The following is a 15445-nucleotide window of genomic DNA, read 5'->3' as shown; positions in this document are numbered from 1 at the left end:
TCCGGCGCTCGCGTGAGGCGCGAGCCTCGACGTACGCAGGGGAGAGAGCGGCATGGATCGACGACGACGGGCGGGGGAGCCCGCGAGACGCACGGTGGGCGCGCAGCGTGACCGGAACCGAGCGGTGGTGTGGCCGAGCGGCGCCCACCGCGGCCGGATGCGGGTGGGGCGCCGACTGGCCGCAGGCCTCCTGGCGGCGGGACTGGTCGGCGGGGCGGGCACGTCACTGGCGGTGACCTCGTCGTTCCTCGCGCCGCTGTCGGCATCGGCGGCCACGCACGGCGCGGGCTACGACCTGGGGAGCGGGTTCCTCGGCGCGTACCGTCACCCGGACGGCACGCTGGCGTACTGCCTGCAGATCAGGGCGTCGATCCCCTACAGCCAGACGGCCGGTCCGTCGCTGAACAGCGACTGGAACTCCCTGTCGCCGGATCAGCTCGCACGGCTGAGCTACGTCATGGACGTCCACGGGAACACGGAGGATGCGAACACCGCGGCCGCCGTCGCGCTGTACGTGTGGGACGTGGCGGACAACGCGGCGTACAACGGCAACGGCATGCCGGGCGACCTCTACTACAGCGCCCGCGCCGGCGGGAATCGCGATGCCGTGCTCGGGCTGCTGAGGCAGTACCGGGCGGAGGCCGCCGGCGTGACGGCGGTGCGGCCGGGACGGACGTCCGGCTCGGCGTCGCTGAGTCTCGACATGCAGTCGAGCGCGGGCACCGGCCGGGTCACGGCTCGGACCGATCCGCCCGGGCAGACGGGGACGGTGCATCTGACGAACGCGGTGTTCGACGACACCGGATCCGGGCAGTCGACGATGAAGGACGGGGAGTCGCGGACGCTCCGCGTCGTCCCGAGCGCCGGCCCCTCCTTCGCCGTCGAGGCGCGGTCCGACGAGATCCGGGTGGCGGGTGCCTCCGGCTACCTGGGGAACATCATGACCTGGGCTCCGGGGGTGACCTCCGAGCAGTGGACCGCGTCGAAGGGGCAGAAGATCGACGGCTCGTTCACGATCGCCGCCGCCACGGCGGCCTCCGCGCCGATCCCGAACCTGTTCTCGCCGATCGGATCGACGCAGGTCTCGACACGACGCGTGGAGGCCGGGACGCAGGCGACCGACACCGTCACGGCAGGCGTCGCGCCCGGGTCGGGGGAGTGGCGGACCCTCGACGGCGCGCCCGTGCCGGTGGTCTACCGCGGCACGCTCCACGGTCCGTACGCCGAGCAGCCGGTGCAGTCCGACGCGGTGCCGCCGGGCGCGCCCGTCGCCGGAAGCGTCGAGCTGACCGCGACCGGCCCGGGAACCTACACGTCCCCGGGAGTGACGGTCCCCTCGGCCGGGTTCTACACCTGGGTCTGGCGCGTCGAGGAGGCGTCGCAGCCGGACCGGGTGAAGCCGTTCCTCCCCGACGGCTACACCTGGTCGGACGGGTTCGGGCTGGTCGCGGAGACGCACCTCTCGCCGACGACGGTCGCGGCGGAGACGCAGGTCACCGACGAGGAGATCCCCGTCTCCGCGACCTCCACGGACACCCTCACGGTGAAGGACACCGGAGCCTGGCTGAAGAAGGACGGCAGGAGCGTCCCCGTCACTTTCACGGGAACCGCCTACTGGGTGCCCGGCACCGGAGCGGTCCCGGCGACGAGGCCGGAGAACGCCACGGTCCTGACGACGTCGAGCATCCTCGTCGAGGGTCCCGGCACCTTCACCTCGGAGGCGGTGACCGCGCCGGCGGACTCGGCCGGCCACATCGTCTGGGTCTGGTCCGCCTCCGAGACGCTCTTCAGCACGGGCTGGGCGGACGGGTGGAACACGAAGGGTGAGGTCGTGCGCGTGACGACCCCGCAGGTCCGCACGAAGGCGACGCCCTCCGTGCCGCTGTCGGACACCGCGAAGGACGAGGCGGTCGTTGACGGCGACGTGCCGGAGGGTGCCGTGATCACCTTCGAGGCGTACCGGCAGACCGGCGACCGGGCCTCCTGCACGGTCGAGTCCCGGGTCTACGACGGCTCGACGTCGCCCGTCGCGGTCGCCGCGGGGCGGAACGAGAAGAGGTCGTACTGGTCGAGTGAGGTCCGCTTCACGGAGCCCGGCGTTCATCACTGGGTGGAGACGCTGCGGACGAAGGACGGCCGCGTCCTGCACCGCGGTGAGTGCGGAGTGCCGGGGGAGACCACGAAGGTGACCGTGCCCGATGTGACGTCGAAGGCGCAGGCCGACAGCGCGGTGCACGACGGTGCGACCGACGATGCGATCGTCACCGGGGAGACGCCGAAGGGCGCCTACCTGGTGTGGAAGGCCTACCGGGCGGCGGCCGGCACGAGGTCCGCCGCTGACAGCGTGCCGCCGGTCTGCGACGCGTCCACGCTGGTGGCGGACACGACCGGCACCCCGGTCGTCGTCGAGAAGGCAGGCACCTACACCTCGCCCCCGGTCGTCTTCACCACCGCGGGCGCCGTGCACTGGGTGGAGGAGCTGCACTCCTACGACGGGAGGATCCTCGCCCAGGGTGCGTGCGGAGCGCCCGGCGAGACGACCACGGTGCACACCCCTGACGTCCACACCCGGGCCACCCCGGCAGTGCAGGTGGGCGACCCGGTGCGGGACGAGGCCGTCGTGAACGGCTGGGTCCCGGCCGACGCGGTGATCACGTTCGAGGCGTTCAGGAGGAGCGGCGACCAGGACACGTGCACGCCGGCGAACCGCGTCTTCGACGGGTCGGGCAGCCCCGTCGCCACGACGCCCGGCCTGAACGAGGACGTCTCCTACTGGTCCGGTGAGACCCGGTTCACCGAGCCCGGCGACTACTACTGGGTTGAGACGCTCGCCACGAAGGACGGAACGGTCGTCCATCGCGGGGAGTGCGGAGCACCGGGCGAGACGACCGTCGTCTCGCCCGCGCCGGTCGTTCCGACGCTGGCCGACACCGGAGGTGACCCCGGCCCGTGGCTCGGCGGCGGCCTGGCCGCCCTCGTCCTCGGTCTCGCCGCCGCCCTCCTCGCCCGCCGACGCCGCCCTTCGCTCGACGAGTAGCCCCGCGTGCCGTCGCCCGCCCCGGCCTGCTGGTGGGCGGCTCCAACTCTTGCTGGTCGAGTAGCCCCGTAGGGGCCTGCATGCTGGTCGAGTAGCCCCGCAGGGGCGTATCGAGACCCGCCGTCCTCAGCACGGCGGGCTGCAGACTCCCCTTCTCCCGCCGATCCCCTTCGAGACGCCCGCTCCGCGGGCTCCTCGATCAGCATGCACGCCGCGGCGTCGGTGGTCCGGGTTAGCGTGCGGGGGTGGCGGAGGCGATCGGGCGGTGGTGGGAGCGGCGGCGGTTCTCGCGGGGGCTCGACGTCCCGTACCCGGTGGGCACCTACCGGGAGGCGTGGGCGTCGTTCCCGGTGCTCGTGCTCCAGTACCGGCCCGAGTACAACGGGGGGATCGTCCTCAGCCAGATCCCGCCGGCGGCCGACGTCTATCTGTGCTGGCTGTGCGACGCGGGACACGTGTTCGTCGCGACTCCCGAGGAGCAGCGGCACCGTCCGGGCCGGGAGCGGCGGCGCTCGTCCTGGTGTCCCGACTGCGCGGCGCTCGCGAAGCCCCGGACGCCGCGGCCCGCGGCGGAGCCGGTGATCGAGCGCCCGTCGGCCCCGGTCTCCGAGTCTGCTGCTGCTCGGTCGCCCCGTCCCGCCCGCACTCCGACGAGGTCGCGCCCGCCGCGGATCTGCTCGAAGACCCCGCAGCTCCCACCGGGAGAGCCCTTCGTCAGCGCCTGCGCGCCTCCGCCCGCGTCGGCGGTCGAGGCGCGGCTCCGCGCGCTGCTCGCCGAGCGGCTCGAGTTCGAGCCGGGTTTCACGGCGGTGCGTCTGGGCCGGCCGTTCTTCGAGCACCTGGAGGCGTGGCCGGACATCGTGCTGAGCGAGCTGCGGGTGGCGATCGAGTACGACTCCACGGGGCGGCACGGGCTCGAGCACGTGGGGCATCGCGAGGAGGCGGACCGGCGGAAGGACCGCGCGCTGCGGGCCGTCGGCTGGGAGGTGGTGCGGGTGCGGACCGGGCGCCTGCCTCCGCTCGGGCCGCACGACGTCCTCGCGTCGGGCGTCTCGGCGGGGCTCGTCGACCGGCTGCTCGACGAGCTGCGCGAGATCCGCGGGTCGCTGCTCGTCGACGCCTGGACGCGCTGACCGGGCGCCTGGACCCGCTGCCCGGTCGGAGGGGCGTGCCGGCCGGCCGCGCGACCCCGCGGCGGGTCAGGTCCGCAGCGCGAGCGCCTCGCTGCACCAGCGTCGGTACAGGGCCCACGGGTCGGGCTCGCCCGCCCGCACCGCCTCGACGTGCCGGTCGAGCGCGGCGCTGCGGGTGAACCACTCCGTCCGCTCCAGCCGCTCGACGGCGAACTGCGCGTGGCGGTGCTGCTCCAGTGCCCGCCCGCCGCGTTCGAAGGCGAGCAGTTCCTCGTGCCGCAGGCGGTGCAGGCGCTGCCGGGGGTTCCCGCTGGTGCCGATCTTGATCCGCCCGGCGAAGCGGATGTAGTAGACGACCTCGACCCGCGGTGGCGGCAGCTCGCCGTCGGGCGCGTCGCCGAGCCGCCACTCGCAGGCCGCGCAGAGCCAGCCCGACGGGTGCCGGACGCCCAGTCGCGAGCCGCAGACGAGGCACGGCGAGGGGAGGGCGTCGACGACGCCGTCCTCGCGCGCCACCCAGTCGTGCGCCAGCCCGAGGTGCGCGCTGCAGAGCGCCACCGGCGCGCCTGACTCGGCGGCCGTGCGGCAGCCGTCGAGGGCGCAGTCCGGGGGGACCGCATCGGGGGACATGCTCCGACCCTAGGCACGACCCCCGACATCCGCGCCGGGGGCCGTCTCCATCGAGCTCCCCCGCAGGCGAGCTCGACGGCGTCTCAGCTCAGGCGGTCGACCAGCTCCGAGGCCAGCCCGGTGTAGCCGGCGGGCGTCAGCGCGAGCAGACGGGCCTTCGCGGCAGCGCCGATGTCGAGGCCGTCGACGAAGACCGCGAGGTCCTCGGCGCCGAGGCGCTTGCCGCGGGTGAGGTCCTTGAGCATCGCGTACGGGTCCGTGATCGAGGAGCGTCCCGCGACGACCTCGGCGCGGATGACGGTCTGGATCGCCTCCGCGAGCACCTCCCAGTTGGTGTCGAGGTCGGCGGCGAGGGCGCGCGGGTCGAGGTCGATCTCGAGCAGGCCGCGGGCGATGTTGTCGAGCGCGAGGAGGGAGTGGCCGAACGCGACGCCGATGTTGCGCTGGGTCGTCGAGTCGGTGAGGTCGCGCTGCAGCCGCGAGGTGACCAGGGTCTGCGCGAGCGAGTCGAGCAGCGCGCTGGAGAGCTCGAGGTTCGCCTCGGCGTTCTCGAACCGGATCGGGTTGATCTTGTGCGGCATCGTCGACGAACCGGTCGCGCCGGCCTGCGGGATCTGCCGGAAGTAGCCGAGCGAGATGTAGGTCCAGACGTCGGTGCAGATGTTGTGCAGGATCCGGTTCGCGTGCGCGGCCTTGCCGTAGAGCTCGGCCTGCCAGTCGTGCGACTCGATCTGGGTGGTCAGCGGGTTGAAGACGAGGCCGAGGGAGCCGACGAACTCCGCCGCGAGGGCCGCCCAGTCGGTGTCCGGATCCGCGGCGAGGTGCGCCGCGAAGGTGCCCGTCGCTCCGCTGAACTTGCCGAGGTACTCCGTGGCCTCGAGCTGCACGACGACCCGCTCGAGGCGGAAGGCGTAGACGGCGAACTCCTTGCCCATCGTCGTCGGCGTCGCGGGCTGGCCGTGGGTGCGGCTGAGCATCGACTCGTCGCGGTAGCGGACGGCGAGCTCGCGCAGGGAGGCGACGACCGTGCGCAGCTTCGGCAGCCAGACGTCCTCGATGGCCCGGCGGACGACGAGCGCGTAGGAGAGGTTGTTGATGTCCTCGCTGGTCGCGGCGAAGTGGGTGAGCTCGGCGATGCGGTCCAGGCCCAGCTCGGCCAGCCACTGGCGCACCAGGTACTCGACCGCCTTCACGTCGTGGCGGGTGACGGCCTCGAGCTCGGCCAGGCGGTCGATCTCGGGCTGGCCGAAGTCGCGGGCGCGGCGGCGGAGCTCCTCGGCGGCGGCGGCCTCGACCGGTTCGGAGCCGAAGAGGCGGCGGTCGGTGAGGGCGACCAGCCACTCCACCTCCACGTGCACGCGGGCGCGATTCAGCCCGGCCTCCGACAGGTGCTCGCCGAGGGCGGAGACGGCGGCGCTGTAGCGGCCGTCGAGCGGGCTGAGCGGCTGGGGAGGGAGCGAGGTCATGCGGTGGTGCCTTCCGGTTCTCGGGGGTCCCGCGCGGTCTGGAGGCTCGATCGCGGGTCGGTGCGGACCGTGCGGTTGCCGCGCAGTCCCGGTTCGATCTGGGCGAAGAGCGCCCGGCACGCGCGCTCGATCAGCGCGAGCACCGAGTCGAACGCCGCCGCATCGGAATAGTAGGGGTCGGGGACGTCGCCCTGCGCCGAGAGGCCCGGCTCGAAGGCGAGCAGGCGCCGGATCTTCTGCCGGTCGACGTCGGTGCGCGCCCAGGAGCGCAGTGCCCGCTCATGGCCGTGATCGAGGGCGACGACGAGGTCGAACTCCTCGAAGAGCGCGGGGTCGAAGAGCCGCGCGCGGTGCGGGGCGCCGTCGAGCCCGCGGCGATCGAGCGCCTCGAGGGCACGGTGGTCGGCGTGCTCGCCGAGGTGCCACTCGCCGGTGCCGGCGGAGGTGATCGTGATGACCGAGCCGAGCCCGGCCTGCTCGGCGAGGGAGCGCAGCACCACCTCCGCCATCGGCGACCGGCAGATGTTGCCGGTGCAGACGAAGCACACGGCGAACGCCGACGGCGCGGAAGAGGGGGTCACCCGCCCATCATGGCGCACCGGCGGTCCTCCACAGCGGGCGGATTCTCAACCTCTCCACCGTTCCGGGGAGCGCCCGCCCGCGGCCGACCGCGGTGCCCGAGGCTGGCCGCGGGCATCGAGAGAAGGGAGGTGGCGGATGGGCGTCGAGGCGGCTGCAGGGGGAGGGACGGGCGCGGCGGCGCCGTGGCCGAGCACGGCGGTGGCGGCGCTCGCCGAGCGGATCGGGGTGCTCCGCGGGGAGGCGGGCGGACTCCTGCCCGACGCCGACTGGGAGGGGGCGGCGGCGCGGGAGTACGCCGAGCGGGCGGCCGAGCTGCTGGCCGGGCTCGCGACGGCGGAGGCGGCGGCGCGCGGGCTGGCTGTGGGGGCGGGCGGATGAGGGCGCCGTCCCCGGTGCGGGTGGAGACGGCCGAGCTCGACGAGCGCCGGCGGACGCTCGAGGGGCTCGCGGCGGGGCTGGCCGAGTGCGCGGTGCTCGGCGACGGGCTCGTCCCCGCGGTGATGCTCGCGGCGCCGGCCCGGGCGGGTGAGCCGGCGGCGCTCGGCGATCGGCTCCGCCTGCTCGAGGCCGACGCGGTGGCGCTCCGGGAGGCGCTCGCCGCGGCGGCGGCGGAGTACGAGCGGGCGGAGGAGGACGCGGTGCCGGGGATGCCGGGGATCCTCGGACCGCGGACCGCCGTCGCGCTCTTCGAGCGGCGTGCGGGCGAGTCCCTCGCGCGGCGGCTTCCCGGCGCCGTCGAGGACGCCGCGGTGCTGGTCAGGGCGGTCACCGACGCCGCGTTCGGGTCGGTCTCGGCGGCGGCGCGAGCCCTCGCGGGGGACGAGGGTGCCGAGGCCGACCTGAAGGAGGAGGGAGAGGACCTCGTCCGGGCACTGCTGGGCGACCCTCTCCTGATCGAGGGCCTGCGCGGGGTGATCTCCTCGATCGGCCTCGGCACCGAGATCGGGGTGCTGCTGCTCCCGCCGCCGCTGGCCGACGCGGTGGGGCGACCGACGTCCGAGCAGGTGATCGGGAACGGGGTGCAGTCGGCCGCGGGGGCGCTCGTCATCCTGGGGACGGTGTTCGGCGTGCTGCCGGCGCCGGGTGAGCGGGAGCTGCGGGTGGAGCGGGTGCCGCCGCCGGTGGACCCGCTCGCCGCGCCGACGGGCTGGGGGGAGCTCGCGGCGCGGATCCCGCCGAGCGATCCCGACGGTCCGCAGGTGGTGATCGAGCGCTACGGAGGGGAGTGGCTCGTCACGCTCTCCGGCACCACCGACTGGAGCGCCGACCCGGAGCAGGCCTTCGGGGCTCCGTCGAACCTGCAGGCGATGGCGGGCGGGCGCGCCGCCTCCGTCGAGGGAGCGCTCGCGGCGATGGCGGCGGCCGGGATCCCCGCCGGGGCCCCCGTCACGATCGCCGCGCACTCGCAGGGCGGTCTGGTCGCCCTCCGGGTGGCGCAGTCGGGGCGCTACGACGTGCACGACGTCGTCACCTTCGGCAGTCCGGTGCGCGGGCTGGACCTGCCGGAGGGGACGCGCTCGCTCTCGATCGAGCACTCCGACGACCTGGTGCCGGCGCTCAGCGGCTTCAGCCGGACGGCGGCGGAGGAGCCGGGGGTCGTGCTGGTCGAGCGCGACTCCCCGGCGGGGATCGTGCGCGACACTCCGGTGCCCGCGCACGCCCTCGACGCCTACGTCGCGACCGGGCACGCCCTCGATGCGGCGGCCGACCCCCGGCTCGCGGCGACAGGGGCCGCCCTGTTCCCGCTCTGGCGGGGAGCGCCGGACTCGCGCGTCGCCGCCCGGCTGACGACCGTGCCGGTCAGTCCCGGCGGCGGTCGCGAGCGAAGGGGCGCAGGAGCAGCCCGATGAACCAGTTGACGATCGCGAGCACCAGGGCGCCGAGGACGCCCCACCAGAAGCCGTCCACGACCAGGCCGAAGCCGAAGAGGCCGCTGATCCAGGCCGTCAGCAGCAGGAGCAGGCCGTTCACCAGGAAGGAGACGAGACCGAGCGTCAGCACGTACAGCGGGAAGGCCACGACGCGGACCACCCCGCCGACCACGGAGTTGACGACGCCGAAGATCACTGCGACGAGGAGGTACGTGAGCACCGCGGCGGTCGGCCCCTGCTCGTACGGATCGACGCGGACGCCCGCGACGACGAGCGTGGTCAGCCAGAGGGCGACGGCGTTGGTGGCGAGGCCGAGGAGGAGTCTGCGCATGCCTCCACTCTGGCGCAGCCCGCCTCCACCCGGGCGCACCTGCGGCGGGGAAGGGTGCCTCGCGCGGCTCGCCCGGCCGCCGCCCGAATAGCATGGTCCGGGTGACCGATCAGCAGGAGCCACCCGTCCGCCTCCGCCCCGAGATCCTCGCTCTGCCGGCCTACCGCCAGGGCCGCGCCGCCTCCGCGGACGCGTTCAAGCTCTCCTCCAACGAGAACCCGTTCGATCCGCTGCCCTCGGTGCTCGAGCGGGTGCAGGCGATCACCGACTTCAACCGCTACCCGGACGCCGCGGCCACGGCGCTCCGGACGGCGCTCGCCGAGAGCTACGGCGTCGGGATCGAGGAGGTGATCGTCGGAGCGGGCTCCGTCGCCGTCATCGCCCAGCTGATCACCGCCGCCGCAGGGCCGGGCGACGAGGTCGTGCACGCCTGGCGCTCCTTCGAGGCCTACCCCTCCCTCATCACCACCGCCGGCGCCACCGGCGTGCGCATCCCCCTGCGCGCCGACGACACGCACGACCTCGACGCGATGGCGCAGGCGATCACCGAGCGCACCCGTCTGGTGATCGTCTGCAGCCCCAACAACCCCACCGGGACCGTCGCCACCGCGGATGACGTGGCGGCCTTCCTCGAGAAGGTGCCGGCCGACGTCCTCGTCCTGCTCGACGAGGCCTACGCCGAGTTCGTCGGGGACGAGCGCGCGGTGGACGGCGCGACCCTCCTCGGCCGCCACCCCAACCTCGTCGTCGCCCGCACCTTCTCCAAGGCCTACGGACTGGCGGGGCTGCGCGTCGGCTACGCGATCGGGCACCCGCGGATCCTCGACGCCGCCCGCTCGACCGCCATCCCCCTCTCGGTCACCCGCTTCGCGGAGACCGCGGCGGTCGCCTCGCTCGAGCACCGCGAGGAGCTGCTCGAGCGCGTCGGCCGCATCGCCCAGCTGCGCGACCACCTCTGGGAGGCGCTGCTCGACCAGGGCTGGACCATCCCGAAGTCGGAGGCCAACTTCCTCTGGTTCGACACCCGCGAGCAGACGGAGGCGGCCGCGGCGGTCTTCGAGCGGGCCGGCGTGGTCGTCCGCGCCTTCCCGCCCGAGGGCATCCGGGTGTCGGTCGGCGAGGCGAGTTCTGTCGACAAGCTCCTCACGGCGGCGGCGGAGATTGTCGGGACCCTCCCGAAGGGGCATCCCGCGAGGCGGATAGGTTAGTCGGGTGGCAGCCACCAGCGAGACGCCGACGGTCCAGTTCCTCACCGCGGACGGCCGGTTCGCGCCGACCCCCGCGGCCGAGCAGTACGCCCCCCTCCTCGACGGGATCGACGAGGCGCAGCACCGCTCCTTCTACCGCGAGATGGCGGTCGTCCGCCGGTTCGACATCGAGGCGGCGAACCTGCAGCGTCAGGGGCAGCTCGGACTCTGGGTGCCGAGCCACGGGCAGGAGGCGGCGCAGGTCGGCTCCGCGTTCGCGCTGCGCCCGCAGGACCACGTCTTCCCCTCCTACCGCGAGCACGTCGTCGCCAAGGTCCGCGGCGTCGACCTGCTCCGAGTCCTCGCGCTGCTGCGCGGCGTGACGCACGGCGGCTGGGACCCGGCCGACCCCGCGCACGGCAACTTCCACCTCTACACGCTGGTCCTCGGCTCGCAGGCGCTGCACGCGACCGGCTACGCGATGGGCCTCACCTTCGACGGCGCGACCGGCACGAGCGACCCCGAGAAGGACGCGGCGGTCATCGTCTACTTCGGCGACGGAGCCTCCAGCCAGGGCGACGTGAGCGAGGCCATGGTCTTCGCCGCGAGCTACCAGACGCCCGAGGTGTTCTTCCTGCAGAACAACCACTACGCGATCTCGGTGCCCGTCGCCACGCAGTCGCGCAGCCCGCTCTACCTCCGCTCCTCCGGCTTCGGCATCCCGGGCGTGCAGATCGACGGCAACGACGTGCTCGCCAGCTACGCCGTCACTGCGAAGCACCTCGCCGACGCCCGCTCCGGCGGCGGCCCCCAGTTCATCGAGGCGCTCACCTACCGCATCGGCGCACACACCTCGAGCGACGACCCCACGAAGTACCGGACCGACGACGAGCTCGCCTCGTGGGTCGCGAAGGACCCGATCACCCGCTTTGCCGCGTACCTGCGCGGTCTCGGCGCCCCGCAGTCGTTCTTCGACGAGGTGGACGAGGAGGCGAAGGACTTCGCCGCGGACATCCGGCAGCGCCTGCTCGCGCTCGAGGCGCCGCCCGTCGACGTGATGTTCGACCACGTGTACTCGGAGCCGCACCAGCAGGTGGCGGAGCAGAAGGCGTGGCTTCAGGGCTACGAGGACGCGCTGGGAGGCGACCCGCGATGACGATCGACACGAGCACCACCGTCCAGCCGCCGCTGAGCGACACGCAGCTGGAGTCCATGTCGATGGCGAAGGCGCTGAACGCCGGGCTCCGCCGCGCCATGACCGAGAACGACCGCGTCCTGCTGATGGGCGAGGACATCGGACCGCTCGGCGGCGTCTTCCGCATCACCGAGGGCCTGCACGCCGAGTTCGGGCCGCAGCGCGTGCTCGACACCCCGCTCGCCGAGTCCGGCATCGTCGGCACCGCGATCGGCCTCGCGATGCGCGGCTTCCGCCCGGTCTGCGAGATCCAGTTCGACGGCTTCATCTACCCGGCCTTCGACCAGATCACCTCGCAGCTCGCGAAGATGACCAACCGGCACGAGGGCTCGCTCACGATGCCCGTCGTCATCCGCGTGCCCTACGGCGGGCACATCGGAGCGGTGGAGCACCACCAGGAGAGCAACGAGGCCTACTTCGCGCACACCGCGGGCCTCCGCGCGGTCAGCCCGTCGACCCCGAACGACGCCTACTGGATGATCCAGGAGGCCATCGCCTCGGACGACCCGGTGATGTTCTTCGAGCCCAAGAGCCGCTACTGGCCCAAGGGCGACGTCGACCTCCGCGCGTCCGCCGCCCCGCTGCACGCGACCCGCGTCGTGCGCCAGGGCGACGAGGTCACGGTCGTGGGCTGGGGGCCGATGGTCTCCGTGCTGCTCCAGGCCGCCGAGCTCGCCGGCGAGGAGGGGACCAGCGTCGAGGTCGTCGACCTGCGCTCGCTCTCGCCGATCGACTGGGAGCCGCTGCTCGCCTCGGTCCGCAGGACCGGCCGGCTCGTGGTCGCCCAGGAGGCGTCCGCGAACGTGAGCCTCGGCTCCGAGATCGCCGCGACCGTCACCGAGAAGGCGTTCTACTCGCTCGAGGCGCCGGTGCTCCGCGTCGCGGGCTTCGACACGCCCTTCCCGCCCGCCAAGGTCGAGAAGCTCTTCCTCCCCGACGTCGACCGCGTGCTCGAGGCCGTCGACCGCTCGCTCGCGTACTGACGCACCGGCCGACGCCCCGGCGTCCCCACGCGCCCCCTTCCCTCATGCAGAACCGGCACAGCCAGGAGTCCCGACGATGACAGAGCACTTCCTCCTCCCCGACGTCGGCGAGGGCCTCACCGAGGCCGAGATCGTCTCCTGGCGGGTCAAGGTCGGCGACGAGGTGAGCGTCAACCAGGTCCTCGTCGAGATCGAGACCGCCAAGTCGCTCGTCGAGCTGCCCTCGCCGTTCAGCGGCACCGTCGTCGACGTGCTCGTCGACGAGGGCCAGACGGTCGACGTCGGCACGCCGATCATCACCGTGCAGGGCGCGGGCTCGGCCGGCTCCGAGATCCCGGCGATGCCCGCGCAGGCCGCGCCGCCCGCCGCCCCGCCCGCACCCTCGACCACCGAGCCAGGGGAGGGCTCCGGCGCCGCACTCGTCGGCTATGGCACCGCCGGCGGCCACGTCGCCACCCGCCGTCGCCGTCCGGCCGCGGGCGCCGCTCCGGAGAAGCCGGCCCGCCCGGCGTCGCCGCCGCGACCGACCTCGGTGCCCGCCTCGTCGGCGCTGCCCGTCATCGCGAAGCCGCCGATCCGCAAGCTCGCCAAGGACCTCGACGTCGACCTGCTCGAGGTGCAGGCCACCGGCCTCGCCGGCGAGGTCACCCGCGACGACGTCATCCGCCACGCCTCCCAGGCCAGTGTCTTCCGCAACATCCAGACCCCCGCCTGGGGCGACTCCCGCGAGGACCGCATCCCCGTCCGCGGCGTCCGCAAGGCCATCGCCTCGGCGATGTCGCGCAGCGCCTTCACCGCGCCGCACGTCAGCGTCTTCGTGGACGTCGACGCGACCCGCACGATGGAGTTCGTCAAGCGCCTGAAGAACTCGCCCGACTTCGCCGGCGTCAAGGTCTCGCCGCTGCTGATCATGGCCAAGGCCATCATCTGGGCGGTGAGGCGGAACCCGACGGTCAACTCCGCCTGGACCGACACGGACATCCTCGTCCGCCACTACGTCAACCTCGGCATCGCCGCGGCGACCCCGCGCGGCCTGCTCGTGCCCAACGTCAAGGACGCCCAGTCGATGAGCCTCCTCGAGCTCGCCCAGGCCCTCGAGAAGCTCACCCTCGACGCCCGCGACGGCAAGACCTCCGCCGCCGACATGCAGAACGGCACCATCACCATCACCAACATCGGCGTGTTCGGCATGGACACCGGCACCCCGATCCTCAACCCCGGCGAGGTCGCGATCATCGCCCTCGGCACCATCAAGCAGAAGCCCTGGGTCGTCGACGGCGAGGTCCGCCCCCGCTTCGTCACCACCGTCGGCGGCTCCTTCGACCACCGCGTCGTCGACGGCGACGTCGTCAGCCGCTTCGTCGCCGACGTCGCGAGCGTGCTGGAGGAGCCTGCGCTGTTGCTCGATTGAGCGGGCGGTGCTTGAACGAGCACGTTCCTCCTTCGTCGTCACGCGCTCCGCAGTCGGCTGGGGTGCGTGGCCGGGTACCGCAGAGCGTCTCGCCTACCGCTACGACGAATCGCTAGCACGCGATTCGCCGGTGACCTCGGCCTTTCGCGGGCAGTGGCGGGCTCGTGTTGTGGGCTCCGCTTCGCGGTCGCGGCTCTCGCGGAGCGGCCCACCCATGCTGGTCGAGTAGCCGCGGAGCGGCGTATCGAGACCCACGTGCTCCATGCGGGCGGATCTCGATACGCGCCCTGCGGGCGCTACTCGATCAGCAGGCAGGGCGTGCTTGTTCGGAGGGGCTCCGCTTCGCGGTCGCGGGTCTCGCGCGGCGGCCCCTCCACGCTGGTCAGGTAGCCGCAGAGCGGCCCCTCCTTGCTGGTCGAGTAGCCGCGGAGCGGTCCACCCCGCTGGTCGAGCAGCCGCGGAGCGGTCCACCCCGCTGGTCGAGTAGCCGCGGAGCGGCCCACCCATGCTGGTCGAGCAGCCGCGGAGCGGCGTATCGAGACCCACGTGTTCAGTGCGGGCGGATCTCGATACGCGCCCTGCGGGCGCTACTCGATCAGCATCAGCATCAGCGGGGGGTCGGGTCGAAGGAGTGCAGGGCGAGCTCGGCCGACAGGAGGGTGCTCGCGGCGGCGCCGCGGACGCTGGTGCCCTGGGAGTCGAGGGGCGGGCTGACGACGGCGGCACCGAGGCGGCCGGGGGCGGAGAGGACGATCGCGCCGGAGACGCTCGACTTGGCGGGGACGCCGACGGCGCGCATCCAGCGGCCGGAGCCGTCGTAGACGCCGCAGGTGGCCATCACGGAGACGACGTCGCGGGCGACGCGGGCCGGCACGACGCGCTCGCCGGTCGCGGGATTCACGCCGCCGAGCGCGAGGGTCGCGCCCATCACCGCGAGGGCCTCCGCGTCGACGAGCACGGCGCAGGCGCGGGCGTAGGCGGCGACCGCGTCGTCGGCGCCGAGCTGCAGCGTCCCCTCCGCGCGCATGAGGTGCGCGAGGGCGTGGTTGCGGTCGCCGAGCAGGTGCTCGTTCGAGGCGACGCTCTCGTCGACCTCCAGCGAGCGGCCGGCGAAGGCGGAGAGACCGCGGAGGATGCGCTCGCCGCGGCCCTCCGCGTCGCCGCCGTCGACGAGTGCAGCGGTCAGCAGGGCGCCCGCGTTGACCATCGGGTTCGGCGGGCGGCCGGTGCCGCTCTCGAGCTTGAGGGCGTCGAACGCCTCGCCGGTCGGCTCGATGCCGACGCGGTCGAGCGCGTCGCCGTCGGTGTCGAGCAGCGCGAGCGCGAAGAGGAACGGCTTGACCGCCGACTGGATGCTGAACGGCACGTCCGCCTGCGCGCTCGAGCGCACGGTGCCGTCCGGCAGCGCGAGCGCGATCCCGCACAGCTCCGGGTCGGCCGCCGCGAGCTCCGGGATGCTGTCGTCCACCTCCCCGCCGCGTTCCTCCAGCACGCGCCCCCGCAGCTCGTCGAGGTCGAAGTCCTGGGGAGAAGCCATCCCTCCACCCTGCCACCCCCGCCTGACCCCTCCGCGAGATGCCACTTGTGCACGCGACACGCCGTGAGAAGCGTGCACAAGT

General features: G+C 73.6%; 13 protein-coding genes. 8 read left to right on the top strand and 5 right to left on the bottom strand.

Annotated features, from left to right (window positions below; genetic code table 11):
- Positions 1-124 precede the first annotated feature (124 nt).
- Positions 125-3037 carry a hypothetical protein gene (locus tag EDF43_RS01760; protein ID WP_132435080.1) on the top strand — a complete coding sequence of 971 codons (2913 nt, stop codon included), beginning with the start codon at positions 125-127 and terminating at the stop codon, positions 3035-3037.
- A 245-nt stretch (positions 3038-3282) separates the two neighbouring features.
- On the top strand, positions 3283-4170 hold the full coding sequence (locus tag EDF43_RS01755) for a hypothetical protein (protein WP_243581096.1): 888 nt from the start codon (positions 3283-3285) through the stop codon (positions 4168-4170).
- 66 nt (positions 4171-4236) lie between these two features.
- Here EDF43_RS01755 and EDF43_RS01750 read toward each other — a convergent pair whose 3' ends face one another.
- The 3 genes from EDF43_RS01750 to EDF43_RS01740 form a co-directional block, all read right to left on the bottom strand.
- Complete coding sequence (locus tag EDF43_RS01750) at positions 4237-4800, bottom strand: GIY-YIG nuclease family protein (protein ID WP_132435078.1); 564 nt, start codon at positions 4798-4800, stop codon at positions 4237-4239.
- Positions 4801-4883: 83 nt separating this feature from the next.
- Entirely contained in the window at positions 4884-6266 is a 1383-nt protein-coding gene (purB, locus tag EDF43_RS01745; protein ID WP_132435076.1) for an adenylosuccinate lyase, read from the bottom strand.
- A complete protein-coding gene (locus tag EDF43_RS01740; protein ID WP_243581095.1) occupies positions 6263-6847 on the bottom strand; it encodes a low molecular weight protein-tyrosine-phosphatase in 585 nt (194 codons plus the stop codon). Before EDF43_RS01740 ends, purB begins: the two co-directional genes overlap by 4 nt.
- Positions 6848-6983: 136 nt before the next feature.
- On the opposite strand from EDF43_RS01740, the gene EDF43_RS01735 reads away from it, so the two are divergent.
- Together EDF43_RS01735 and EDF43_RS01730 are read left to right on the top strand one after the other, a co-directional pair.
- Positions 6984-7226, top strand: a complete 243-nt coding sequence (locus tag EDF43_RS01735) for a hypothetical protein (RefSeq protein ID WP_132435074.1) — start codon at positions 6984-6986, stop codon at positions 7224-7226.
- On the top strand, positions 7223-8698 hold the full coding sequence (locus tag EDF43_RS01730; RefSeq protein WP_132435072.1) for a hypothetical protein: 1476 nt from the start codon (positions 7223-7225) through the stop codon (positions 8696-8698). Before EDF43_RS01735 ends, EDF43_RS01730 begins: the two co-directional genes overlap by 4 nt.
- Here EDF43_RS01730 and EDF43_RS01725 read toward each other — a convergent pair.
- Complete coding sequence (locus EDF43_RS01725) at positions 8649-9050, bottom strand: phage holin family protein (protein WP_123705656.1); 402 nt, start codon at positions 9048-9050, stop codon at positions 8649-8651. The genes EDF43_RS01730 and EDF43_RS01725 overlap by 50 nt on opposite strands.
- 101 nt (positions 9051-9151) lie before the next feature.
- On the opposite strand from EDF43_RS01725, the gene hisC reads away from it, so the two are divergent.
- The 4 genes from hisC to EDF43_RS01705 all read left to right on the top strand — a co-directional run bounded on the left by hisC (position 9152) and on the right by EDF43_RS01705 (position 13826).
- The gene (gene hisC / locus EDF43_RS01720) at positions 9152-10258 is read left to right on the top strand and encodes a histidinol-phosphate transaminase (RefSeq protein WP_243581093.1); all 1107 of its coding nucleotides are present in this window, start codon (positions 9152-9154) and stop codon (positions 10256-10258) included.
- Between the two features lie 4 nt (positions 10259-10262).
- Positions 10263-11393, top strand: coding sequence for a thiamine pyrophosphate-dependent dehydrogenase E1 component subunit alpha (locus EDF43_RS01715; RefSeq protein ID WP_132435068.1), 1131 nt, complete (start codon positions 10263-10265; stop codon positions 11391-11393).
- The gene (locus EDF43_RS01710; protein WP_132435066.1) at positions 11390-12415 is read left to right on the top strand and encodes an alpha-ketoacid dehydrogenase subunit beta; all 1026 of its coding nucleotides are present in this window, start codon (positions 11390-11392) and stop codon (positions 12413-12415) included. Before EDF43_RS01715 ends, EDF43_RS01710 begins: the two co-directional genes overlap by 4 nt.
- 76 nt (positions 12416-12491) lie before the next feature.
- Entirely contained in the window at positions 12492-13826 is a 1335-nt protein-coding gene (locus EDF43_RS01705; RefSeq protein WP_123734739.1) for a dihydrolipoamide acetyltransferase family protein, read from the top strand.
- Between the two features lie 607 nt (positions 13827-14433).
- Here EDF43_RS01705 and glsA read toward each other — a convergent pair.
- Positions 14434-15363, bottom strand: a complete 930-nt coding sequence (gene glsA, locus EDF43_RS01700) for a glutaminase A (RefSeq protein ID WP_132435064.1) — start codon at positions 15361-15363, stop codon at positions 14434-14436.
- Between the last annotated feature and the right edge of the window lie 82 nt (positions 15364-15445).

It is taken from the genome of Rathayibacter sp. PhB179 (genome assembly GCF_004345345.1).
In the GTDB taxonomy this organism is placed as follows: domain Bacteria; phylum Actinomycetota; class Actinomycetes; order Actinomycetales; family Microbacteriaceae; genus Rathayibacter; species Rathayibacter festucae.
Note: the sequence above shows the minus strand (reverse complement) of the source record. Positions and strands in the feature narration are given on the sequence as shown.

What these genes read in the sequence shown, in the direction of transcription:
- EDF43_RS01725 (WP_123705656.1), bottom strand. Translation starts at nt 9,050, where the DNA reads ATGCGCAGACTCCTCCTCGGCCTCGCCACCAACGCCGTCGCCCTCTGG.
- EDF43_RS01705 (WP_123734739.1), top strand. Translation starts at nt 12,492, where the DNA reads ATGACAGAGCACTTCCTCCTCCCCGACGTCGGCGAGGGCCTCACCGAG.
- EDF43_RS01710 (WP_132435066.1), top strand. Translation starts at nt 11,390, where the DNA reads ATGACGATCGACACGAGCACCACCGTCCAGCCGCCGCTGAGCGACACG.
- glsA (WP_132435064.1), bottom strand. Translation starts at nt 15,363, where the DNA reads ATGGCTTCTCCCCAGGACTTCGACCTCGACGAGCTGCGGGGGCGCGTG.
- EDF43_RS01730 (WP_132435072.1), top strand. Translation starts at nt 7,223, where the DNA reads ATGAGGGCGCCGTCCCCGGTGCGGGTGGAGACGGCCGAGCTCGACGAG.
- EDF43_RS01735 (WP_132435074.1), top strand. Translation starts at nt 6,984, where the DNA reads ATGGGCGTCGAGGCGGCTGCAGGGGGAGGGACGGGCGCGGCGGCGCCG.
- EDF43_RS01750 (WP_132435078.1), bottom strand. Translation starts at nt 4,800, where the DNA reads ATGTCCCCCGATGCGGTCCCCCCGGACTGCGCCCTCGACGGCTGCCGC.
- purB (WP_132435076.1), bottom strand. Translation starts at nt 6,266, where the DNA reads ATGACCTCGCTCCCTCCCCAGCCGCTCAGCCCGCTCGACGGCCGCTAC.